The following is a 22,835-nucleotide window of genomic DNA, read 5'->3' as shown; positions in this document are numbered from 1 at the left end:
GCGCAAGCTCAGTGCCTACCACGGGAGTTGATTTGGCCCTACGCATCTTCGAGACCGACCCGGACGCACGGCCGAAGGCCCGACAGACCTTCAGTGATGACACGGTGGGCCGATTCCATTCCGGCATCTCCGTCGATGGTCTCCCGAAGGCAATCAGCGAGTGGCGAGTGACCACCGGAGATCCGGAGGTAGCCGCCGCAATCGCCGAGCTATTCGGCGGAACTCCGGAAGAGACCGATTCCACTTCCGAGAACTTCATTCAGATTCTCACCGAGAAGGGTTCCGTGCTTGCCGTCCTGGATGGCCCGGAAGCCATCTACGCGGACATGAAGCTCTGGAATCGGAATAAGTTGGTTCATCACTGTGATGGTGTCCAGCACCTTTCCCCAGAGGAAAAGAAGGGGCGTCCGTGCGGCTGCCCCGAGCTGTTCGCCGAGCGCAAGCAGGCAGCCAACGACTTTATGGGTCCTGCCCCCTCGATCTCCGTCACTTTCCGGCTCGCCGACGACACCGAGCTAGGCAAATTCCGTTTCCAAACCGGTAGTTGGTCGATGGCTGAGGTGCTGCACGAGTACGACGCTGCCCTTTCCCGCATCGACGGTCCGGCACTCTGCGAGCTGACCCTAGAGCATGTCGAGTATGAGACGAAGAAGGGTCGGCACGTGAGCTACTTCAAGCCCGTGATCCGAGTCATTAAGTCTCACAGTGACGCGATTGCCGACCCCCGCTAACCAACCCTTCGACTAACTTAGGTGATGCTCCATGGCTTTCTATCTTGTGACCCGCACTGACGCTGCGGACATCGGCGAGTATGACGCTGCGATCGTCCGGGCGTCCGGCCGTCGGCAGGCTCTAGAGCTTGTCACGAAGGCATCCGACGAGGGTTACGCACTGTTCCCCGGCTTCAAGGCGGACGGCTCGAATGCCCGCGCCGAGAAGCTGACCGACGGGCGCGAGACCCCGCACGCCGTTCTCATGACTTCCTTCCTGGGCTAAGGGGATACGAATGGGCAAGAGGGGCGTTGTTGCCGACTACGCCGGGGATGAGCTTTACCCCGGCGATCTGATCACCTACGCGGCCCGTCAGGGCAACCGAGTTCGGATGGCTGACGCGATCGTGCGGCGCGTCAGTACGCGGCTTCTAGATGGCAGGCTCCGGCCGATGCTGCTAGTCCAGCCGACCGGCCAGGAATCCGGCTTTGTGAAGCGCCGGACGCTTCGCAAGGAATGGATTGCCGCCGAGCACGTGCGGCTAGTCACCCCGGATGTTGCCGACGTGGCGCCGGACTTCGACTAAGGCCAATGGGCCGGATGGTACCTACCCGGGTACTGTCCGGCCCTTTCTCATTTGAGGGAGCAAGAATGCACATTGATCCGCTATGGGTAGTCGTCGGCCAACTGCTGGCCATTCAATGGAAGTTGGGCGGGAGGCGCCCCCGTGGCTAATCGAAACAAGGCCAAGGGAACCGCATGGGAAAGCGCCGTGCGGGATTTCCTGAATCAGCGCCTAGGACTTCTCAACGACGCTGGCGTGTTCGCAGACCCGTTCTCGGCGTTGAACATCCGGCGACCGGCCCAGGAGGGAGCGGCTGACGTCGGGGACGTGTGGGCCGTTCCCTTCGTGCTTGAGTGCAAGGACGTGGCATCACCGGCCGTCCCAACTTTCCTACGGCAAGCGCGAGTTGAGGCCATGCATGCCGGATACCCTTACGGGGTCGCGGTATTGAAGACCCGGGGCAAGGGCACTGCCTTCGGCCGAGTGTGCTTCGACGTGCCTACGTGGACACGTGCACGCCTGATGCTCAATCTCAACTCTCGTGAGATGTGCGGGAGTTACGGATTCACGCTCTCAACTCGGGGGCTGGATACGGGGCGTTGGTACTTCACGGTCCGGCTCTCCGACTTCGCCCGCCTGCTGGTGGATCTCCGAGCAGCCTTCGGGTTCACGACCTTTGGTTACTTTCTGTAGGTTCCGCGGCGCCTGCAATGTCCGTTTCGGCCCGGGTTCACCCGATGCCGGCATAACCGCGGGATATACGGAGAGTGATATTGGCAACCGTTGTGCTCCATGGTGGGCAACGGAGGGAAAACAATGCTTTTTACTGACGTGCTCGCGCACTTCCGCAACTTGGGCCAGGAGCCGGACGGCGGATACATCGCGCTGTGTCCTGCCCATGCGGACACGCGACCGTCGTTGAGGATTTGGGGAGGAGAGAACGGCACTGTTCGTGTCACGTGCCGCTCGGGCTGTTCGTTCGCCGATGTGGTGAAAGCCGCCGGTCTCCGGCAGCGAGACATGTTCAACGCCACCGGTCCCGGGCTGACTGTGTCCTCCGTGGCGCCGTCGCCGGTCGGTGTCGGACCCATAGCCGCACTGCGGACGTACGTGGACGCCACGTCGGCCCAGCTCGGTTCCTTTGGCGACCCGGCAGCCGACTACGCGCGGCAGTACCTCGCTGATCGCTTCGGGCTTACCTTTGAGGCTGCCGCCGAGCTGGAACTAGGCGTAGACGCCGGAGGAACTGCCCACCAATTCGCCTACCGGACACGGGCGTTCAGCGACTATCCGCGTCTCACGGTGCCCTTCACCGGCTTTGACGGCGTGGTGCGGGCCCTTCAGGGGCGAGACCTATCCGGGAAGTGCCCCGGACGCTGGGTCTCCCTACAGAACCCCGAAGGGGCTAGGTGGGCTGCCTACGGCTTTTTCAGGGGCTCAGGGGGCTACGGGGTCACCCTGATCACGGAAGGGCCCTCAGATGCCCTCACGGCCGTTGCGTGCGGCTATGACGTCGTCTTCGTGCGGGGGGCCTCTCTCGCCAGCATGCCGGAGCTTGCCGCCGAGCTAGCCGCTGGTCTCCGGCACACTCAAGTGATCGTTGCCGGGGACAACGACTCCGCCGGACAAGGCTTCACGCGTCGGCTCACAGAAGCCTTGCGCGCCAACGGAGTTGAGGTCTTCGCGCTTCAACTCCCGCACGCTCGCGACGACTTGACGGCATGGCGTGCACGTGACCCCGAGGGCTTCCCGTCGGCCCTTCACCGCGCCGTGAACATGGCTCAGTACAGCGAGGAAGCGCAACGGCTCGCAGCAGAAGCCGAGTTGAGCGACCGTACGGGCGCCGACGCCGTGACCCGCGACGAAGGCCAGGAAGCCGCGCGAGTGCTCGCCGGACTCATGGAGCGGTACGGGTCGAGTGATGCCATGAATGCGCATGCACTGGTGGCGTGGTGCGATGACCGAATCAGGTTCGCCCCGGGGCTCGGCTTCTTCGTGTGGACCGGTCGAGTCTGGGAACGATCAGAAGTCAAGATCCGGCAAGAGATTCACCGGATGGGGGCAGCTCTCGTACTGGCCGGGAAGCTTCGGGAAGCGCATCCCTACACGATGACCACTCGAATTGAAGCGATGCTGACCGAGCTTCGTTCGGTGCCGAGCGTCCACATGAAATCTTCCGACTTCGATGCACAACCGCACCTTCTGAGTTTCAGGAACGGCACGGTGGACCTTCGGACTGGCCGCATGCACCGGCATCGACAGGAAGACCTGCTGACCTACTGCCTAGATGTGGACTACCGGCCGGATGCGCGCGCCGACAGGTGGGAACGTTTTCTCGCCGAGATCTTCCCGAAGAACCACGAGCTTGCCGAGTACATGCGCCGACTTGTCGGATACGGCATCACTGGCGCCGTTGACGAACAGTGCTTCGCGGTTTTCTGGGGTGAGGGCGCGAACGGAAAATCTGTATTGACCGACACCTTGACGGCCGTCTTCCGCAGCATTACCAAAACAACTCCATTCGCAACTTTTGAGGAAAAGCAGAGCGGCGGGATCCCGAATGATGTGGCCGCATTGCGCGGCGCCCGGCTGGTCATGGCCAGCGAAGGTGAAGCGGGACGCCCGATGTCCGAAGCCGTGCTCAAGCGCGTCACCGGGAAGGACATGATCAGCGCGAGATTTCTTCGCCAGGAGTTTTTCGAGTTCAAGCCGACATTTCTTTTGGCGCTGGCAACGAACCATAAGCCCAAATTCAAATCTCAGGACGAAGGGCTGTGGCGACGCGTGAAGCTGATTCCGTTCCTGCGCTTCTTTCCACTCCATGAACGCGAGTACGACCTAGACGAAAAGCTCTTGAAGGAACGGGAAGGCATTGCCGCATGGGCCGTCCGTGGCGCCGTCGAATGGTACGCCGAGGGACTGAAGGACCCGAGCGTCATTCAGCACGCAACGCGAGAGTACAGGGAAACCAGTGACGCTCTCGCAGGCTTCTTTCCGGGAGTCCTGGAACCGGCGGACGCATCATTCGCAATGAGCGGAACGGACGCGTTCAACCGGTATCTCGGCTGGTGTGAAGACGAGAACCTTCCCGCCAAAGAACGATGGACGCGGCGAGCGTTCTATGACGCGATGGAAGAGCGCGGGATCGGTCGAACGAAGAAGATGAATGGCATTTCGCTGAGCGGGATTCGGCTGGCGACGCTCGACCCTGCCGCCGCCGGATCCAGCAACTTCTACAAGTAGCGCGCGGGGGCTTCGACTAACTTAGTCGAAGCCCCTTCGGGGGGAGACATGAAGACGTACTGCCAGACGCTGGCCGGGGACCTAGTAAGCGTGCATGTCCCGCAAACCCCAGAGGACTTGCGGCAGTTCACGGACTGGGCCGAGCAAGCCGCCCGGCGCGGCCCCCTCGGGCTCGATACCGAGACAACAGGCTTGGACATCTATGCCCCACGCTTCCGGTTGCGCACGGTCCAGTTCGGGGATGCGCACACAGCGTGGGTCATCCATTGGGAGCTGGGTGCTGAGTTCCAACGCGCCGCCCGATGCGTACTTGACAACGCGCACGCGTTCATGATTCACAACGCGCCGTATGACTGGCAAGTCCTAGACAGGCACGCCGGTTTGCCGATCGAAGCTCTCGCACCACGGACGACAGATACCCGCATCCTGGCCAAGCTCATCGACCCGAGAGAGCGGAAGGAGGGTGGCCTAGGCTCGGCCCTAAAGCCCCTGAGTGCCAAGCACATCGACCCGTCGGCGCCGGACACCCAAGAGGGTCTGACGGCAGTCTTCAACTCGCTTGGCTTCACCAAAGAAACCGGCTGGGCCGGAATCAGCATCCATCATCCAACTTACAATCTCTACGCCGGACTTGATGCCATCCTTGCCGCACGACTCGCGCCGAAGCTCCGAACTGAGCTTGCCCGGTTGGACGTTCGGGAGACGCTAGTTCCCTATGAGCATGAACTAGCCCGAATCTGCTCGATCATGACGCGCGCCGGTATGGTCCTCGATATCGAATACACCGAGACACTGAGCGGCCAACTCGGCGAACAGGCCGAGAAGTTCGCGCGTGTTGCCGCCCGGTACGGCGTGACTAGCGTCAACTCAGGGGCGCAGATCTCCGAAGCGCTAGGTGCCATGGGCGAGACCCTGACGGAGCGAACTGACAACGGGGCGTTGAAAGTTGATAAGAACGTCCTGCTGCCGCTCGCCGACTTGGACGAGGATTGGCAGCGCATCGGCGTACGGGAGCCAAACCCGTTGGCGGACGCGGTACTTCGGAGCAAGCGCGCCGGACGCTGGCGCACAACCTACGCCGAGCGGTTCCTACGCGAAGTCGATTCGAGCGGCCGGATCCACGCGGCCCTAGACACCCTGCAAGCCCGAACGGGCCGCATGGCCGCCGGACTTGCCGCACAGACCCTCCCAAGTGGCGACTTCGAGATCCGTCGGAGCATTCTCGCCGACGAAGGCCACGTGTTCATCAGTACGGACTTTCAAGCGATCGAACTACGGGTTTTGGCTGCTCTCGCCGATGTGAAGCGAATGCGCGAAGCAATCGCCGCCGGAGAGGACTTGCACGGGTTCACGGCCGGTCTCATCTACGGCGCCGACTACACGCCAAAGCATCGGAAGCTAGCCAAGGCTGGTGGACTGGGAAAGGTTTACGGCGGTGGCGCCGACGCCCTTTCCCAGCAGACCGGAGCGCCAATTGAGGACGTGCGTCGAATGCTTGCCGCATACGATCGGGTCTACCCCGAGGTCAAGCGGGCTTCGCGTCGCTGGCAGCGGGAAGCCTTTCAGAACGGCATGGTAGCAATCTCGCCAGTCGGCAGGCGCTTGCCGCTCGATCGGGACCGAAGTTACGCGATCGTGAATTACCTATGCCAGAGCACCGCGAGGGATGTTCTCGGGCAATCAGTCCTCAATATGGAAGCGGCCGGATTGCTGCCCTACCTCCGCTTCCTGATTCATGACGAGACGCTGGCGTCGGCCCCGAAGGGTGAGGCGAAGGAGGTAGCGCGCGAGATCGAGAAGTGCATGACGTTCCCCTTGTTCGGAGTTCCGATTGAGGCGAAGGCGGAGATCGGCGGCCGGTCGTGGGGGTCGCTCTATGGCGCCGACTTCTGACGGACCATCACCTAAGTTAGTCGATGCTCTCCAGGATGTTGAAGGTTGAAATGCTCATGCGGAAAAGGGCGCGTTAGCGGTCGTTCTCATAAAGCCTTGCTGACTGTCAGTGCGTGGGCGTAGGTTCTCCTTCTGCGCCCCGAACATGCGGTCGAAAGTGGCCTTGACCAGCACGAATGCGGGCAACGTAGATCAACAACCACATACCGGCGGGACGGGGCGTCAGACGGCAACGTCTGTGCTCCCTGGTGGGAAAGAACTACGAACTATGGGGGATGCAATGCTGACCGAGGAGACCCTAACTGCTGCGAAATCCAACAACCTTGGTGCCATCACGACCGTGATCGAGGAGACCGAACCTCTGGTCATGGCGGCAGCACTTCGCCACGCGACGATCAGCGGTCGAGTGGACGAAGAACTCAGGAAGGATCTCGCGCAGACTGGGCGCCTGGCAGTCTGGGAGGGCATCGGCCGGTGGGAGGGATCGGGAACGGTCTCGTTCCTGGCCTTCATTGAACGCACGGTCCACGGGGCCATCATGGATGCACGATGGGCCGAGACGCGTAGCGGTGTGGGACGTCGTCCCGCGAAGGACTTTCAGACGGCGCTGCGGATCGCCGGGGGAGACCCGTACAAGGCTCAGAAGGTGGCCACGCAGGCCGAACACATGGGTGCCGACAAGATGTCCCCAGAGACGGCCTACGCGGCCCGTATGGCGTGGCAGGGAGTCGCCTCACTAGATCTGCCGATACCTGGCCAGAATGGTTCATCGACCCCGGAAACGGTCGGGTCGCTACTGCCCAGCACTGTCGGCATCCCCGAAGATCTGATACAGGCCAGTGACATTGTCACGGCACGCCAGCGGGTCATCCGGGAATCCGTTCACCGGGCGCTGGACATCATCCCGAAGCGACGCCGGTTCGTCCTCAAGGCCACATTCGGAATCGATCCCGTCCCGCTGTACGGGGCGGACTGTGACGGCGACATAGCCGCTGAGTTGGGGATCACGAAGCTATCCGTTCAACAGGCTCGGTCTCGCGCCATGAAGCAGTTTGAAGACGTGTACGTCCAAGGGGCAGCGTAGACCGAGTGATCAAAACGACGCTTCGACTAATCTAGTCGAAGCTCAGTCCGGGAGAGAAAGAATGGCCACCGACCTACTGACGCGTACCAGTTGGACTCAGGGTGCGCTGCACGTCCGGCCGTCCAAGCGAGTCGAAATGATCGACTCGGCGAAGGGCGAAGAAGAAGCCAAGGGCCTTTGGCTCATGTGGGCCGGTCTCATCACGAAAGCCGGATGGGCCGAGCGATTCGGCGTTTCCATGAAGCACATGGGCTACGGCAACTACGGCATCTACCTGACCGACCGCACGAAGTCTGAATAACCAGAAGGCGCCTACCGGCTATCGGTAGGCGCCTTTCGTCGTATCTGACCGTTACGACCCAAGCGGAGGGAAGGGTTCCAATATCACTCTCTGTATGCCGAAATCGATGCCGGCGTCGGAATTTGGGATACGGAAAGTAATAATCCGGCCGAGCTCACGCGGGCTGGCGGCAGGCATGGGACAGCCCCGGCAAGCGCATCGGCCTACCGGGGCCGTGAGGGCTCTCAGGCGGTCCCGAAGTCGCCTGCCTGGACTCCGGACACGAATGCCTGCCAAGCGTCGGCAGAGAAGGTCAGAAAGCCTCCCTCGGGGTCCTTCGAGTCCCGAACCGGCATTACGCCGGGCATGCCGTCGGCGACCTCGACACACTCACCCCCACCACCGGAATACGTGCTCTTGCGCCAAGCCAACTCACCCATGTTCAAGTTCCTCTCTGATTTTGCGGATCAGTGCCAGTGAAGCAGCTCGGGAGAGTGCCTCGACTGCGAGTTGATCGTAGTCGCTGGCCCAACTCTCCACTGTCTCACTATCCCTCTCCAGGTAGCCGCGTTGAAGGGTCTCTGTGTAGCCGAGCACTACTCGCCCCGGGAGAGTGAGGAGGGTCACAGGGTGGTTCAGGGGGTGGGCTTCCGCGAGTGAGTCAGGGGCAATCTGAATCGTCGTCTTGGGTCGCTGGTACAGCTCTTCGAGGTGCCGAAGCTGCCGGACCATCACGCCGCGCCCGCCGATCGGACGGCGCAGGCACACCTCATCCATGATCGAGTGAAGCGACGGCGCCGGGGTGGCGTGCAAGATCCGCTGTCGGTCCATCAGGAAGCGAACGCGCCCGTCGGCCTGGTCCTGAGTCGCCTTTCCGCGCTGGACGTAGCCGGACTCCAGTGCAGCTGCGTACTCCTCCGTCTGCAACAGGCCCGGGATGATCCGGGTCTGAAAGAACCGGAGTGTCTTCGCGTGTGCCTCCTTCGCCACGTACTCAGGGAAGCCTTCGAGGAACGCCTGATTCTTGACTGCCTGCCACAAGATTTGGAAAGTCAGTCCGGTGCCGAAGACCGCGTCAGCCCTGATTGCGAACTTACGTCCGGGTGACTTCGCGGCAGTTTCTAGGCCGGAGATGTGGCCGCCGGAGCACCCCATGCGGTCCCCGAGCTGATCTTGAGTCCACCCCTTCTCGTTCCGTGACCTGCGAAGTTGGTCCCCGAAGGCCGCAAGGGGGGATTTGCTGGGGTCTAGACGCTTCAAGTTCACTGACTCTCCCTCAACTTACCTTTCAGATTCTGAAAGTTGCGAAGCTTCCGGCTACCCGAGATGGTAGACCCCCCTCGGTAGTCAGCCGACTACGGAGGGGCTGAGCGTACACAAGTCCTGGCGACCGTGAGGGGGTGAACTCCCGCAGTGGAAGGCGAAGTTGAGACCGAAGAGCAGCGTATGGCTCGGGAGCTACGCGACTGGGCCGAGAGAACCCTTGACCAGCTTGACGACGCATTCAAGGTGGCCGAGCTACCGTCCCTGCTGGGCGTCCGGATCATCACGCTTCGCCGTGAAGGCGTCCATGTCGAACTGGGCGGTTGCAACATTCGGACGGTTCAAGCGCTCACGGCGTTCATCTTGGCGCATGCCCGCTGCATGGGTCGGGTCCAGCGAGGCGAGATCGTGCCCTCTGGGCTGGCCGAACTGCCCGCTGTGCGAATGGAGTTGGGCGACGAATGAGCCTGACTGACCCGCCCCCGCATAGGGGCCTGACGATCCACACCTACCGAATCACCAGTAACGGCCAGCGAGTTGAGCTCGCGAAAGCCGAATACGGCCCCGAGATCCCGTGTGGCCGCCCGTTCTCCGGCACGTGGCCGGTATGCCAATGCCCGCGCTGTATGCGGAAGTTGAGCGAAGATGCATCGGAGGATGTGGCGTGACCGACCCCATGCAGATACCCCGGTACGGCCCCTACGGGTCCATCATCGGCGCCCGCCGAGCCCGCGCCGGACTGGGACCACCCCACCCGCACTACCGGGTACTCGTCCCTGTCGGGCAGTCGCCCGACGCAGACCACCGACAAGCCGAACAGCCCAGCCGTGAAGGGAAGTTGCTCGATGCCCGCTAAGCCCCCCACCCTTGCCGCCGTGATCGCGCTGTCCACCGCCCGGCGTGACAGGACGCCCGGCAGTAGCCTCAATCGCCCGTTCAACCGGCTCGGATCGCTGGCCGATCTCGCCGCCCTCGGCCGGAAGCTCGACCACCAGGTGACCCGTCGCGGTGGCGCCACGGTTGCCGAGTTGGACGCCACACTCGCCACCATGCGGGCCGTTCACGACCGGATCACGTCCGAGCTGGGCAAGACGCTCGGTGCTTCGTCCCGTCAGAGCGCCTACCGGCGGAAGAGCCGCGCGGCCTAACCCCCTAAGACCCCCGCCCCGGGACGGTAGCTCGCACAGTGCTCGCGAGATCACCGGACGCCGGGGCGGGTCCTGCAAGTGCACGACAGTCCGGGGATGGTCCCTGGGCTGGCACAGCGTCAGGAGGAAACACCAATGCCCGAGATGCAGTGTCCCGGCGGTTGCAGTGGCGGCCAGAAGCAAGAGTCCAAGGTTTCGGTGGTCGTCAACCCCGACGGGAGTCAGTCCAGCGTCAGCGAGACCATTGTCGTTCAGTGCTCGACGTGCGGGGGCACGGGCAAAGTCAGCTACTGATCATGCCTACAGGTGGGGATACTGATCGCATGAGCGAAGAGAGCGAACAGCCCACCGGCCCGGGGTTTGCACAGTTCCGCATGGCGTGCCCCAACTGCGACGGCGGAATCACCGTGAAATCTCGGATGGCTACGCAGTCAGTCATGGGACGCGACGGCAAGCCGATCGTTGCCGCCGGGACGGCCTACGTGCGCCAGAAGTGCCGAGACTGCAACGGGGACGGCTGGCTCCCGCTCGGGTCGGGTGAGTGGAAGGGCCGACCGAAGCCGACCGCCGAGTGACCGACGCGCGACCAGAGCCCCGCCCGGATCAGCCGGATCATTTCCGGTCCGGGCGGGGCTTCGGCGTCCGCCCCCGGACCTGACGGCTAGACAGATCATCCGGGCGGGCCGTACCGTTCGACCCACAACAAAAAAGCGACCCCGGCGAGTGCTGGTAACACTCGACCGGGGTCTGTGCCGAACAGCTAAAGGGAGCTGAACGACATGACCCACCTTAGCGCCTGGGCTTTCGCCTGGGCCATTGCCCTCTGTGCTGCGGCACTGGTGGCCTGCCTGATCACAAGCGAGCCGAAGAAGGCCGCCGAGCCTGAGCCCATCCGGGTAGTGCTCCGCAGCACTCAGCTCGGATCCTACGAACTGCCTAAGCCCCGAGACTGGGAAGCGCTGGCCGAGATTCCGGCCCACATCGCGAAGCGCTCCGAACCCCTGTGGGGGGACGAAACGGAGCTAGTCCGGGGACACATCCGACACGAGGAACGCCAACGCCGAGCCCGTGCCTTCGCCGCACAGCTCGATCTGCCAGACCCCGTGTACTGGCTCAGCGACGCCACCGACAGCGCCGGATGCCTCACTGGGGAGGTGGCGTGATGACCGAGCCCCTGATGCCCCCGGCAGTCCGCTGCATGCGCTGCCAGGAAGACGCCACGCCGCTTCCGGTGCGGGTCGGTGTCGTGCCGACCGGTAGCGGCCCCGCGCGGCCCATCTGGGCATGCCTGAGCTGTGCCCCGGCTGTGCGCCGCCTGCTGCTCGGCATGTAGGCCCCTGAGCCCCGTCCGGCCACCAACCGGGCGGGGCTTCGCTCGGCCCCTCTCGAACTTCCTGTTAGGGAACTAGCCGCTCGCGTAGTACCGCTATCAGAAGTCCGTCGTAACTCTCGACAGAGGAACCGCCCGTTGGCCTGGTTCACCCAGTTCCAGAACGCCTCGACCAGCGACCCGCTCTACGTCAACGGCATGGCCCGGGTCGGCTCGATCAACTCGGCGATCACCGCGGACATCGCCGCCGGCACCTTCCCCACCGTCTCCTGGGTGGTCTCGCCCACCGCGCAGTCCGAGCACCCGGCTTCTCGGCCGGCCGACGGCGCGGACTTCGTCAGCGGCGTGCTGTCCGCGATCGCGAGCGACCAGGCGACCTGGGACTCGACCGTGGTCTTCTACAACTTCGACGAGAACGACGGCTTCTTCGACCACGTCCCGCCGCCCACCGCCCCCTCCGGCACGGCGGCCGAGTTCATCAGCGGCGCGCCGATCGGCATGGGCCCGCGCGTGCCGATGACCGTGATCTCGCCGTGGACCACCGGTGGGCGGGTCTGCTCGGAGGTCTTCGACCACACCTCGCCGCTGCGGTTCGCCGAGCTGGTCACGGGTGTCCAGTGCAGCAACATCTCGGCCTGGCGCCGCCAGGTCAGCGGTGACCTCACCAGCGCCTTCAACTTCGGCAGCAGCCCGGTGGCGTTCCCGACCAACCTGCCCAGCACCGCCGCACTGGTGGCCGCCGCGAACAAGCAGGAGTCGCTGCCGGCGCCCAAGATCCCCGCCGCCGGCGCGCTGCCGGCCCAGGAGTCCGGCGACCGTCCCGCGCAGGCCGTCGGGTACGCCTTCGACACCACCTCCTGGACGGACACCTCGACCGGGCGGATCTGGTTCAAGACCGTCTCGACGGGCGCGCTGGGCGCCGCCTTCACGGCCTACACCGTCAACGACCGGACGTACGCCGCCTGGCCGTACACCTGCGCGTCCGGCGGCTCGATCTCGGACTACTTCTCCGCCAAGACGTACGGCGCGGGCCTGTACGACATCGACCTGCACGGCCCGGACGGCTACCTGCGCGGTTTCCAGGGCAACGTGCTGACCTGGTCGAACACCAAGCTGGCGCACCCGGAGGCGTACGTCGTCGACAACAAGAACGGCGCGACCCTCACCCTGACGCTGACCAACGCGGGCTCGGTGGCGGCGGTCTTCACCATCAAGCCGAACGCCGCCTACCTGGCCCCGGCGGGCGGCGCCTCCACCCAGGTGACCATCCCGGCGGGCGGCTCCACCAGCACCACCCTGCAGGCCACCAGCGCGGGACGCTACGACTTCACGGTCACCGCCAACACCGGTGACACCTTCGCCCGCCGCTTCGCGGGCCGGCTCTACGCCCAGGCGTAGTCCGTAAAGGGCCGTAAAGGGCAACGAGGGGGCGGGCGCGCCGGCGCCCGCCCCCGTCAGCGCAGTCGGCTCAGTTGGCTCAGTTGGAGCAGACCTGCGCGGTGTACTGGATGTCGTTGGTGACCGCGATGGTGCCCAGCGAGCACATGTACTGACTGGGCGCCACCCGCAGGTACGGCGTGAAGTTCTGGGTCGCGATGTCGTTGGCGACCGCCCCGGGGTCGTAGTTGACGCCCTCCCCGATCACGGCTTCGAGGTGGTAGGCGCCGTATTTCGACGTCACCCGGGTCCAGTTGCCCGAGCAGGCCGCGGACCAGCGCATCTCGACCAGGCCCACCACCGCGCCGTTGTAGTCGTAGATGTTCGTGGAGGCGACGGTGGAGCCGTTGGGGCAGTCGGTGGCGGGGTTGCCGTTGCCGCCGCTGTCGGTGGCGGAGGCGCTCGGCGCCCCGCCCACCAGTGCGGCGCCGATCATCGCCGCACTCGCCAGGATCGTCGCGGCCTTGTGTCCGATGCGCATGTCGTGTCCTCCTCGATCGACGGTCCACGGGGTTGTGGTCCACCACCGGTCTACCGAGGTGGCGCAGGGTCCCGCACCGGTCCGGACGGGCCTCGTACAACCCCGTACACCCCGTCAGCGGCACGGCCTGCTCAGCCGCACGGCCTGCTCAGCGACACGGCGGGTCGAAGGGCTGGTCGGGGATGAACCGGGCCCACTCGGCGGGGGTGATCGGGTCGCCGGTGTTCGCGCAGATCCAGGCGGCGACGGAGCCGGGGTCGGTGTTCCACAGCTGCACGGTGTCGGCGCTGCCGCCGCCGGCCAGGGTGTGCCCGTCGGGGCTGAACGCGACGCTGAACAGCCCGCCCGCCGCCGTCTGGAGGGTGGCGAGCAGAGCCGGTTTGCCAGGACGGCCCCGGGCCCCCGACGGGAAGCCCAGCTGCCAGAGCCAGATGCTGCCGTCCACGCTGCTGACCGCGAGCAGGTCGCTCGCGGGACTGAAGGCCAGTTCGTAGACCTCGCCGACCGGGCCGACGAGCGGGGTGGCGATCACTGCCGGCGCCAGCGGCCTTGTGAGGTCGACCAGTTGGACGGAGTAGTCGGCGGTGCCGAAGGCCAGCAGCCGGCCGTCGGGGCTGAAGGTGGTGGCGTAGGCGGCGCCCCGCAGTCCGGTCACCGTGGTGAGCAGCCGCGGGTGCGCGTGGTCGCGGACGCTCCAGAGATAGCCCTTGGCGTCCCCGCCGGCCACGGCCAGCAGCTGCCCGTCCGGGCTGAACCGCACGCCGAAGGCCGCCCCGCTGGGTCCGGTCAGGGCCGCCACCACGACGGGGTGGGCCCGGTCGGAGAGGTCGAGCAGATGGACCGAGCCGTCGTCGCTGGAGACGGCCGCCGTGCTGCCGTCGCGGCTGAGCGCGATCGCCTCGATCGTCGCGTGCGCGACCGGCAGCGGGCTCCCCAGGGCGCGGGGGTGGGCGGGGTCGGTGACGTCCCAGCAGCGGATCGTGCCGTCGGTGGCGCCGCCGAGCTCGGTGGCGCCGTCGGGGGTGAGCGCCGAGGCGCCGGCGAGCGGGGCGTTGCCCGGCCCGTCGCCCAGGACCGGCGGGGCGGCGCGCAGCGGGTGCACCGGATCGGCGGTGTCCCACAGGCTCAGGCTGCCGTCGCCGGCCCCGACCAGCAGCCGGCTGCCCGCCGCGTCGAAGGAGACGGAGAAGACCTGCTGGGTGCTGCCGGTCAGCATCGGTCCTGGCAGGTTCCAGGTCCGGACGATGCCGTCGCCCGCCAGGGTCTGCAGGGTGTGGTCGTCGCGGTAGACGGCCGCGGTGACGGGGGCCGGGTGCGGCAGGGTGCCGATCAGCCGCCGCGACGGGAGAGCCCACTGCCAGCTCAGGGTGTCGGAGCTGCCGGCGGTCAGGGTGGTGCCGTCGGGGCTGAAGGCGACGGTGTTGATCCAGCTCGCCGGCCCGGTCAGCGGCGTCCCCAGCACGCTGGGATGCGCGGGATCCGTGATGTCCCAGGTGTAGACGGCGTGGTCGGCCGCCGTGCCCGCGGCCAGGGTGCGGCTGTCGGGTGAGATCGCGATCGCGAAGATCTCACCGGTGGGGCCGCTGAGGGTCGCCAGCGGGGACGGCGGGGACGGTGGGGACGGCGCGGACGGCGGGCTCGCGTCGGACAACGGCGTGTCGGACAGCTGCGCGTCGGACAGCTGCCAGAGGCGTACGGTGCCGTCGTCGCCCGCCGCGGCCAGCACGCGCCCGTCGGCGGCGAAGGTGACGCTCTTGACGGCCTTGCGGGCGCCGGCCAGCCTGCTGGGCAGCGCGTCGGCACCCCGGGGGCTCAACCGCCAGAGGTAGGTGTCGGCGTCGGCGGCCCCTGCGGCGAGGAGCCCGTCGTTCGGACTGAAGGCGAGCGTGAGACGCGGCTGGCGCCTGCGGCGGGCAGCGCCAGCGCGACGGGGTGCCCGGGGTCCGTGACGCGCCAGGCCGACACCGTGCCGTCCTGATCGGCCGCGGCGAGCAGGGTCGCGTCGCTGCTGAGGGCGAGGGCCGCGACGGCGTGGCCGGTCGTCAGACGGGTGCCGAGCAGCGCGGGTGGGCCGTCCGCCGTGGTCCGCCACAACTGCACCTGCCCGTCGCCGGTGCCCATCGCCAGCAGGGTGCCGGCCGAGGCCAGCACCGCGGCGGTCGCCTGCGACGCACGGGTCCTGCGGGGCACCGGGGTCGCGGAGGACTGCAGGACGGCCGAGCGGGCCTCCGGTGTGGGGGCGGCCCGGAAGGCGGCGAGGGCGAGTTGGGCGGCGAGGGCCGGGTCCTTGGCGCGCAGTCGGTCGGCCGTCCCCGCGATCTGCCGGGACAGCGCGAGCTGCGTCTCGCGGTTGGCGCCCGCCGTGACCTGGCGGGCGTACAGCGCCGTGCCGGCGGCGACCAGGACGAGCACCACCAGGGCGCTGACCAGTTGGTAGGCGCGGCGAAGGCGCCGGCGTTCGGTGGCCGCGCGGGCGTCGCGGGCGGCGGTGGAGGCGGCGAGGAACTCCCGTTCGAGCGGGTTGAGCGCCTCGGACGGACCGGGTTCCAGCGCCCACTCCAGCGCGCCGGCCAGGGCGCCACCGCGGTAGAGGCCCTCGGCGGGGCGGCCGTCCGCGCGCCAGCCGCGGGCGGCGGTGGTGAGCCTGCCGTGCAGGTGGTGGCCCGCGCGGTCCTCCGCCAGCCAGTCGGCCAGCCGGGGCCAGGCGGCCAGCAGTGCCTCGTGGCCGATCTCCGCCGTGTGCGGGCCGGTGGTGAGCAGCCGGTGGGTGACGAAGACGTCCAGGACCTCGGCCACCTCGTCCGCCTCGGCTGCCGGGCGGCCCTCGACCAGCTCGTCGAAGGTGACGCGCCGACGGGTGTCCGCCGTGCTGTCGTCGGTCCGCACCAGCCTCAGGAACAGCCGGCGGGCCGCCTGTCGCTGCGCCACCGTCAAGGACTGGTAGGCCAGTTCGGCCGTTGTGGCGATGGCGCCGTGCACGCCGCCGGCGGCCCGGTAGTGCGCCACGCCGATCTCGGCGGCCGGCGGATCGGAGCGCCGGGCCAGCTCGACGATGGTGTGCAGCGTGTGCGACAGCAGCGGCAGGGCGGCCGGCTCCCGCGCGGTGTCGCGCAGCAGCAGCTCGACCAGTCCGCTCTCCAGGGCGAGCCCGGCCGACCGCGCGGGCTCGACGATCACCTCGTGCAGCTGCGCCTCGGTCATCGGCTCCACGACGAGCTGCGCCCGCTGGAGCAGGGCGGCCAGCTGCGGGTAGCGCAGCGCGTGGCCGTAGAAGTCGGCGCGCAGGCCGACCACCACCGGTGCCTGGCGCTCCAGCAGCGCGGCCAGGAAGGCGACCCGTTCGTCCTCGTCCGGGCAGAGCGTGAAGAGTTCCTCCAGCTGGTCGACCACCACCACGGCGTCGTCGGCGACGGACCGCGCGCGCTGCAGCCACTGCCGCAGGGGATCCGTTCCCGGCGTGATCAGCACCGCCGACTCCACCGCCGACTCCAACGCCGCGAGCAGGCCGGCCCGCAGCAGCGAGGACTTGCCCGACCCGGACGGTCCCACCACGACCAGCGTCGCGCCCTGCGCCCGGGCCCCCTGCGCTCGGGCCCCCTGCGCCCGGCAGCGGTCCAGCTCGCTCAGCAGCCTGGTGGTGAGCTCCTGGCGGCCGAAGAAGGTGGCCGCGTCCCCGCTCTCGAACGCGCGCAGGCCCCGGTAGGGGTTCCAGATCGGCGCCGCGCTCGCCCCAGCCCGGGCGCGCAGCCCCGCCAGGGCCTCGAACCAGACCTCCCGTGCTGCGCCGGCCGGCACCCCCAGCGCGGCCAGCAGCTGCTGGAACTGTGTACGCACCGAGAGTTGGGGCAGATGCCGTCCGGCGCAGTACCCGGCGACGGTGTTGAAGCCGAGGCCGCATTCGCCGGCCAACTGGCGGTAGGACTTGCCGGACGCCCTGCGCAGCGCGTCCAGCTCCCGGGCGAACTCTGCCGGCGTCTCGATTGGCCACCCCCCGTGTGCACGGCTCGACCAAGGTAGCGGGACCGACTGGCCATGGGTAGACGGCGATTTCGCGCTGTGCGTCCGGTGCCGTACAGTCGGGTCTACCGACGCGGGGTGGAGCAGCTCGGTAGCTCGCTGGGCTCATAACCCAGAGGTCGCAGGTTCAAATCCTGTCCCCGCTACTGACCCGATAGGCCCGGTGCACCCAGTGCACCGGGCCTAACGGCGTTTGTCAGCGCAGGTGGTCGGCGATCGCGTGCAGGACCGACTCCTGCTCCGGGACGAGGTAGAAGTGCCCGCCGGGGAAGGTGTCCAGGGTGAAGCCGCCGCTGGTGTGCTCGGCCCAGCCGCGGACCTCCTCGGTGGAGGCCATCCGGTCGGCGTCGCCGACGAACGCGTGCACGGGGCAGCTGAGGGCGGGGCCCGGGGTGTAGTGGTAGGTCTCGGCGGCCTTGTAGTCGCTGCGGACCGAGGGCAGCACCAGCTCCCGCATGTCGTCGTCGCCGAGCACCGCGAGCTCGGTGCCGCCGAGCGAGTTCAGCTCGGCGATCAGCTCCTCGTCGGTGCCCCGGTGGACCGTTCCGCGGCGCGGGTGGGAGGGGGCGGGCCGACCGGAGGCGAAGAGCGCCAGCGGCACGACGCCGGCCTGCTCGAAGCGCCGGGCCACCTCAAAGGCGAGGATCGCGCCCAGGCTGTGCCCGAACAGGGCGACCGGTCCGGCGGTGGTGTCCAGCAGGAGTTCGGACAGCTGGTCCGCGAGCTCGTCGATGGAGTCGATCAGCGGCTCGGCCCGGCGGTCCTGCCGGCCGGGGTACTGGACGGCCAGCACGTCGTGGGTGGGCGCCAGGGCCCGCGCGTACGGGAAGAAGAAGGTCGCCGAGCCGCCCGCGTGCGGCAGGCAGACGAGTGTGGTCGCGGGGTCGGGGGCGGGGTTGTAGCGGCGGATCCAGCGTTTCTGGTCGGTCTCGATGGCAGTCACGGGTGGCTGGGTTTCCTTCCGGTGCGTCGCTCGGTGTTGCTGCTGTTCCGTACTAACAGCCTTGGATTGCAAGCCTGTTCGAGTTTCGAGGGTGGAGTATCCCGGTCCGGGGGACGCTGCGGTCGTCCTCCTGACCGGTCTGCGGCGGCCGCTGTACGGTGACCTGATGACACCGGACGAGACCCTGCGCGCGCTGGCCGCCCTGGAGGCGGCCTGGCGGCGCGACGAGCTGGCCGTGACCGCGCTGGCCCGGCGCGGCCCGGGTGAAGTCGCGCTGCCGATCCTGGTCGCCGAGTACGGGGAGCAGGTCCTCGGCTTCCTGGTGGCCCTGGCCTTCGGCGTCCGCGAGGGGATGGAACCGCAGGCGCTGGACGCCGTCATGGAGGAGATCCGGGGGGACGTGACCGCCCGGATGTGCCATGTGCTCGGCCAGACCCTGAAGAGCTGGGCCGCCAACGCCTCTGACGAGGCGTCAGCTGACATCGCCCGTGCGGTCCTCACCGGCATCCTCAATTTCACCGAGAACGCCGGCGAGGACGATGTACTGCCGCTGCTCGCCCGGCTGCGGGCCAGTGCGCTGGAGAGCACCTGAGGACACCTCAGGGCCGGGCGCCCAGGCTTCCGCTGAGCCCGGGCGCCCTGGCTCAGCGGGCGCTAGGGCTCAGCGGGTGCCCGGGGCGAACCGCAGCACCGTGAAGCCGCAGCCGTGCAGGGCCTCCGCCACGGCCTCGGCGTCCGCGCCGACCGGCTGCCACGGCTCGGCGCGCAGCCCGGTCAGCTGGCGCAGGGCGCTCTGCAGGGCGGGTTCGCGCCCGGCCAGGGCGCCCAGCCACTCGGCGGTCCCGACCTCGTCCTCCCACCCGGCGAGCTCGACGTCGGCGACCGCGATGGGGGCCGCCGCGGCGCTGGGCCAGCTCTCCTGGCGGTCGCGCAACTGGTGGGTGACGGCCAGCGCGTGCACCGTCGTGGCCAGCGCCGCGAAGGCGGCAGCGTCTCCGGCCGTCGCCTCCACCGCGCGTCCCAGCACCCAATCCGGCGCTCCCGGGGCCGGGCAGCGGCGGACCACCGCGTGGAACGCGGAGCCGTCCGGCGTCAGCGGGTAGACGTTCAGTCGGGCCCGCACGCCCAGGCGGGCGGTGACCGCCGACCACCAGTGCCGCGCCTGCGGGTGCTGCGCCCAGTGCTCCTCGGGCAGTTCGGTACCGGCCGAGCAGCTCGGCAGCACCGGCTCGGCGGCCCGCCGCAGCGCGCGGCCCCAGGCGTGGCCCGGGTCCGCGCCCACCACCACGCCGGGATCCCCGGCGCCCAGCCGCAGTTCGGCCGCCCGGCAGACCGCGTCGAGCCGGGCCAGGTCGACCTGTGTCGCGCCGGCGAACAGGGTGCCGCCCGCGACCGGGCAGCAGACCAGCGCGGCGGGTGGATGCGGTAGTTCGCCAGGCTGCGGCGCGGCCAGGACGCCGACCTTCTCCGCGAGGGCCGCCGCGCGGCACAGGGCTTCGGTGAGGGTGCGCGGCGCGGCCACCACCGTCTGCTCGTCGGTCGGAATGAACTGGGCTGTTGTCATGGGGTCTGCTCCACAGGGTCGATGACGGCGGCCGCCTCGCTGCGCCAGTCGTACCCGGTGGTCACCGGGACGGCCTGGTCCACCGGGGACGCGGCCAGAGGAAGTTGGTGCCCGTTCGGCGCACCACGTGATCGGGGTGCCCGCGGCGGGGGTGGCGCGGGGGCCCTCATCGCGGGGGCCCTCATGACGGGCGCCCGGTGCGGTAGGTCTCCAGGACGAGTTCGACGGCCTGGTGGGGCCGGTCGCGGCCGCCGGGGGCGGGGAGCGCCTCCTCGAACACCGCGCCGTCGGGGTGGCGGGAGAGCCACTTGCCCAGCGAGCGCAGGTGCAGGGCGTTGCCGAGATCGACGAACTGCGGCTTGGGGGCCGGTAGATGGGATGACTGCCGGTCGGCAGGACCGGCCTCGGCCGCGTGCAGGAAGAGCTGCTCGGGCAGGTCGAGCAAGGTACGCCAGCGGGCCGCGGTCGCGGCGGGGACCGGCCGGTCGGCGGCCAGCTCGGCACGCAGCTCGCGGACCACGCCGGCCGCCAACTGCCAGCGGCGCCGGTCCAGTACGACATGCCGGTGGCGCAGCCGGGGCAGCCGCACCACCTGCCCGCCGGGCGCCTGGCAGGTGTGGCGCGGGACCAGCGCGCGGAAGTCGACCACGCCGTGCGGGTGGTCGGACAGGAATGGGGCGATCCGCTGCGGCAGCAGGATCGGCGCGAGGAACCCGTCGTACAGCACGTCGAGCAACTCGCCGGTGGCGCGCAGCCGCAGCCGGACCTGGTCGCTCGACTCGTCGTGCACGAGGTCGAGTTCGGACTCCCCGATGGAGGCCCAGCGGCGGTCGGGGCCGATCTCGTCGGCGACCAGCAACGGGTGCAGATTGGCGTTGAAGCCACCCACCGGGCGGACTTGGGCGGCCTTGGCCCGCTCACCCAGCCCGCGGTGGATCTGCCGGGCCACCGCGGCGGCGGCCGCCGGGTCCAGGGCGTCCAGGAAGCGGCTGCTGAACCGGCCCCAGCCGCCGTAGACGTGGTTGACGCAGAGCAGCCCGTCGGCGCTGTCGCGCTGGAGGAAGTACGAGTAGCTGAGCGGGCGTTCCAGCGCCCAGCGGGGCAGCCGGTCGCCGAGCCCGGCGACCAGGTCGACGGGCAGCACCAGGTCGGCGGCGGCGCCGTGCGCGCCGTCGCGGCGCACCGCCTCGCCGACGGCGGCGACCACCGTGGCGCGCAGCGCTGCCAGTTCGGTGCCGCCGGTGGGCAACTCGCCCTGCTCTCCCGGCAGGAGAGCGGCCAGCCGACCGGCCTCCTGCCAGCAGAGCGCGACCTCGGCGCCGAACTCCCAGGGGTGCCGGCAGACGCCGCCGGGCCCGTAGCGCGCCACAAAGCGGTCGCGGGTGATCCGCCGCACCAGGTGGCCCAGGTCGAAGACCTCGGCCAGCGCGGTCAGTTCGCCCAGCGCCTGGTGGTCGGCCGGTCCGAGCAGGCCGTCAAGGCGCAGCGGCAGGGGTGCCACCACGTCCTCGAAGAGCACGGCCGGCGCGACGTCCGGCGGCAGCGGGCGACCGGCCTCGGCCAGCACGGCGCCCCAGCAGCTGGCCAGTTCGGTCAGCAGCGCCGGTCGCCGCGCGGGCGCCGTCGTGGCGAACTCCGCTGTCCGGCGGGCGATCTCCTCGATCCGCTCGGCCGGCCCGCGGTCCTCGGGCCGGGTCCGCAGCCAGCGCGCGAGGTGCGCCAACGGGTTGTCGTCCTGCGGGTCCACTGGATCGGTGGGCACCAGCAGGCCGGCGCTGGTCAGTTGGACCAGGAAGGCCGCGGTCGCCGGGCCGCCCCGGGCGGCGCCCAGCGCGGCGTCCAGCCGGTCGGCCAGCGGAGCGAGCGCCGCGGGTGGCTCGCAGAGCGCGGCGACCAGCTCCAGCGGTTCGCTGGCGGCGAGTTCGACCTCGTCCTCGTCGGTGACCAGGTAGCTCCCGTCGGCGAGCACCACCCGGCTGCGGGCGTAGGCCGCGCGGCCGCCGCTGATCTGCCCGGTGCTGGTCATCCGGTGCGGCAGCCGGGCGCTGCGGCGCGGGTCGTCCAGCAGTGCCTGGGACAGCGCGCTCACCAGCGTCCGGTTGGCCTTCACCACGGCGGTCAGCGGCTCGGTGAGCAGTCCGGCCTCGCCCCAGTGCGGGGTGGCGCGCGGCGGGGCCAGCTCCGTCAGCGGGCCCCAGCCGACGGCGGTGAACCAGGACAGCGGACTGGTCTTGGTGCTGGCCCGCAGCGCGTAGCGCAGCACGCTCGGCTCCTCCTTGCGCGCCCTGCGGTCGTCCGCCCCGGTGGCCGCGCGCTCGACCGCGCGCAGCAGGTCGGGGCTGGTCAGGGCGATCGCCCGGGCGAACGCCGGCTCGCGGCAGAGCGCCGCGAGCGCGGCCCGCTCGGCCGCCAGCGCGGTGGCGCCGGAACCGTCCAGGGCGCTGAGCAGGGCGCTGCGGCGGCCGCGCAGGGCCAGCCAGGCAGCCAGCCGGGGGACCCGGGCGGGGAGGTCGCCGAGCCGGCTGAGCAGGGCCGGGCGGGGCTCGCGTCCGTTGTGCAGGGCGCGGCGCAGCGGCAGGACCACGTCGCGGTGGAAGGCCTGCTGATGGGTGCTCCGGCTGGCGTACAGGTCCTCGCCGAGCTGCGGCAGCAGCGCGGCGACCTGCGCCTCCAGCGCGGCCAGGCAGGCCAGTTGGGTGCGGAAGGCCGCCGCGGCAGGGCTCTGGGCGGGCTGGTGCAGCACGCTCGCGCGCGCGAGGGCGTACGGCGCCGACCGGACGGCGTAGCCGTCGGTGTCGGCGCCGCTGTCGGCGGCGCTGGGCCTTGCGGTGTGCGGCATGGTTCCCCCTGGGGTGGTGAATGAGGTGCGGGGGCGT

General features: G+C 68.7%; 22 protein-coding genes and 1 tRNA gene. 15 read left to right on the top strand and 8 right to left on the bottom strand.

Annotated elements, in window-relative coordinates:
* Positions 1-32 precede the first annotated feature (32 nt).
* The 8 genes from P3T34_RS05245 (at position 33) to P3T34_RS05210 (ending at position 7,797) form a co-directional block, all read left to right on the top strand.
* Positions 33-731: a hypothetical protein gene (locus tag P3T34_RS05245; protein ID WP_280664804.1), complete on the top strand. Its 699-nt coding sequence runs from the start codon at positions 33-35 to the stop codon at positions 729-731.
* 31 nt (positions 732-762) lie between these two features.
* The gene (locus P3T34_RS05240; protein WP_280664803.1) at positions 763-996 is read left to right on the top strand and encodes a hypothetical protein; all 234 of its coding nucleotides are present in this window, start codon (positions 763-765) and stop codon (positions 994-996) included.
* A 10-nt stretch (positions 997-1,006) separates the two neighbouring features.
* Positions 1,007-1,297, top strand: a complete 291-nt coding sequence (locus P3T34_RS05235; RefSeq protein ID WP_280664802.1) for a hypothetical protein — start codon at positions 1,007-1,009, stop codon at positions 1,295-1,297.
* A 141-nt stretch (positions 1,298-1,438) separates the two neighbouring features.
* A complete protein-coding gene (locus P3T34_RS05230) occupies positions 1,439-1,969 on the top strand; it encodes a hypothetical protein (RefSeq protein ID WP_280664801.1) in 531 nt (176 codons plus the stop codon).
* Between the two features lie 99 nt (positions 1,970-2,068).
* Positions 2,069-4,519: a phage/plasmid primase, P4 family gene (locus P3T34_RS05225; RefSeq protein ID WP_280664800.1), complete on the top strand. Its 2,451-nt coding sequence runs from the start codon at positions 2,069-2,071 to the stop codon at positions 4,517-4,519.
* A gap of 48 nt (positions 4,520-4,567) precedes the next feature.
* Positions 4,568-6,412, top strand: coding sequence for a DNA polymerase (locus P3T34_RS05220; protein ID WP_280664799.1), 1,845 nt, complete (start codon positions 4,568-4,570; stop codon positions 6,410-6,412).
* A gap of 280 nt (positions 6,413-6,692) precedes the next feature.
* Positions 6,693-7,496, top strand: a complete 804-nt coding sequence (locus P3T34_RS05215; protein ID WP_280664798.1) for a sigma factor — start codon at positions 6,693-6,695, stop codon at positions 7,494-7,496.
* Between the two features lie 61 nt (positions 7,497-7,557).
* Positions 7,558-7,797, top strand: coding sequence for a hypothetical protein (locus P3T34_RS05210; protein WP_280664797.1), 240 nt, complete (start codon positions 7,558-7,560; stop codon positions 7,795-7,797).
* A gap of 224 nt (positions 7,798-8,021) precedes the next feature.
* Here P3T34_RS05210 and P3T34_RS05205 read toward each other — a convergent pair whose 3' ends face one another.
* Positions 8,022-8,216: a DUF397 domain-containing protein gene (locus tag P3T34_RS05205; protein ID WP_280664796.1), complete on the bottom strand. Its 195-nt coding sequence runs from the start codon at positions 8,214-8,216 to the stop codon at positions 8,022-8,024.
* Entirely contained in the window at positions 8,209-9,042 is an 834-nt protein-coding gene (locus tag P3T34_RS05200) for a helix-turn-helix transcriptional regulator (RefSeq protein WP_280664795.1), read from the bottom strand. Before P3T34_RS05200 ends, P3T34_RS05205 begins: the two co-directional genes overlap by 8 nt.
* Before the next feature lie 147 nt (positions 9,043-9,189).
* Here P3T34_RS05200 and P3T34_RS05195 point away from each other — a divergent pair, with 147 nt between their 5' ends.
* From P3T34_RS05195 to P3T34_RS05175, 5 genes are all read left to right on the top strand, one after another.
* On the top strand, positions 9,190-9,504 hold the full coding sequence (locus P3T34_RS05195) for a hypothetical protein (protein WP_280664794.1): 315 nt from the start codon (positions 9,190-9,192) through the stop codon (positions 9,502-9,504).
* Between the two features lie 380 nt (positions 9,505-9,884).
* Positions 9,885-10,187 carry a hypothetical protein gene (locus tag P3T34_RS05190; RefSeq protein ID WP_280664793.1) on the top strand — a complete coding sequence of 101 codons (303 nt, stop codon included), beginning with the start codon at positions 9,885-9,887 and terminating at the stop codon, positions 10,185-10,187.
* A 323-nt stretch (positions 10,188-10,510) separates the two neighbouring features.
* Positions 10,511-10,762: a hypothetical protein gene (locus P3T34_RS05185; protein ID WP_280664792.1), complete on the top strand. Its 252-nt coding sequence runs from the start codon at positions 10,511-10,513 to the stop codon at positions 10,760-10,762.
* Positions 10,763-10,966: 204 nt separating this feature from the next.
* The gene (locus P3T34_RS05180) at positions 10,967-11,350 is read left to right on the top strand and encodes a hypothetical protein (RefSeq protein WP_280664791.1); all 384 of its coding nucleotides are present in this window, start codon (positions 10,967-10,969) and stop codon (positions 11,348-11,350) included.
* A gap of 305 nt (positions 11,351-11,655) precedes the next feature.
* Positions 11,656-12,915 (top strand): alkaline phosphatase family protein, encoded by a 1,260-nt coding sequence (locus P3T34_RS05175; protein ID WP_280664790.1) that lies wholly within the window; start codon positions 11,656-11,658, stop codon positions 12,913-12,915.
* Between the two features lie 79 nt (positions 12,916-12,994).
* On the opposite strand, the gene P3T34_RS05170 is transcribed toward P3T34_RS05175, so the two are convergent.
* The 3 genes from P3T34_RS05170 to P3T34_RS05160 form a co-directional block, all read right to left on the bottom strand.
* Positions 12,995-13,435: a hypothetical protein gene (locus P3T34_RS05170; protein WP_280664789.1), complete on the bottom strand. Its 441-nt coding sequence runs from the start codon at positions 13,433-13,435 to the stop codon at positions 12,995-12,997.
* A gap of 148 nt (positions 13,436-13,583) precedes the next feature.
* Complete coding sequence (locus tag P3T34_RS05165) at positions 13,584-15,251, bottom strand: WD40 repeat domain-containing protein (RefSeq protein ID WP_280664788.1); 1,668 nt, start codon at positions 15,249-15,251, stop codon at positions 13,584-13,586.
* Complete coding sequence (locus P3T34_RS05160; RefSeq protein WP_280664787.1) at positions 15,248-17,344, bottom strand: hypothetical protein; 2,097 nt, start codon at positions 17,342-17,344, stop codon at positions 15,248-15,250. The genes P3T34_RS05165 and P3T34_RS05160 overlap by 4 nt, the downstream gene beginning before the upstream one ends.
* Before the next feature lie 180 nt (positions 17,345-17,524).
* On the opposite strand from P3T34_RS05160, the gene P3T34_RS05155 reads away from it, so the two are divergent.
* A tRNA-Met gene (locus tag P3T34_RS05155) sits at positions 17,525-17,598 on the top strand.
* 50 nt (positions 17,599-17,648) lie between these two features.
* Here the strand turns inward: P3T34_RS05155 and P3T34_RS05150 are convergent.
* The gene (locus P3T34_RS05150; protein WP_280664786.1) at positions 17,649-18,395 is read right to left on the bottom strand and encodes an alpha/beta fold hydrolase; all 747 of its coding nucleotides are present in this window, start codon (positions 18,393-18,395) and stop codon (positions 17,649-17,651) included.
* A 166-nt stretch (positions 18,396-18,561) separates the two neighbouring features.
* On the opposite strand from P3T34_RS05150, the gene P3T34_RS05145 reads away from it, so the two are divergent.
* A complete protein-coding gene (locus tag P3T34_RS05145; protein WP_280664785.1) occupies positions 18,562-18,987 on the top strand; it encodes a hypothetical protein in 426 nt (141 codons plus the stop codon).
* 69 nt (positions 18,988-19,056) lie between these two features.
* Here P3T34_RS05145 and P3T34_RS05140 read toward each other — a convergent pair whose 3' ends face one another.
* Together P3T34_RS05140 and P3T34_RS05135 are read right to left on the bottom strand one after the other, a co-directional pair.
* Positions 19,057-19,959 (bottom strand): hypothetical protein, encoded by a 903-nt coding sequence (locus P3T34_RS05140; protein ID WP_280664784.1) that lies wholly within the window; start codon positions 19,957-19,959, stop codon positions 19,057-19,059.
* Between the two features lie 181 nt (positions 19,960-20,140).
* Positions 20,141-22,798 carry a lantibiotic dehydratase gene (locus tag P3T34_RS05135; protein ID WP_280664782.1) on the bottom strand — a complete coding sequence of 886 codons (2,658 nt, stop codon included), beginning with the start codon at positions 22,796-22,798 and terminating at the stop codon, positions 20,141-20,143.
* Between the last annotated feature and the right edge of the window lie 37 nt (positions 22,799-22,835).

This window comes from Kitasatospora sp. MAP12-44 (assembly GCF_029892095.1).
Taxonomy (GTDB): domain Bacteria; phylum Actinomycetota; class Actinomycetes; order Streptomycetales; family Streptomycetaceae; genus Kitasatospora.
Note: the sequence above shows the minus strand (reverse complement) of the source record. Positions and strands in the feature narration are given on the sequence as shown.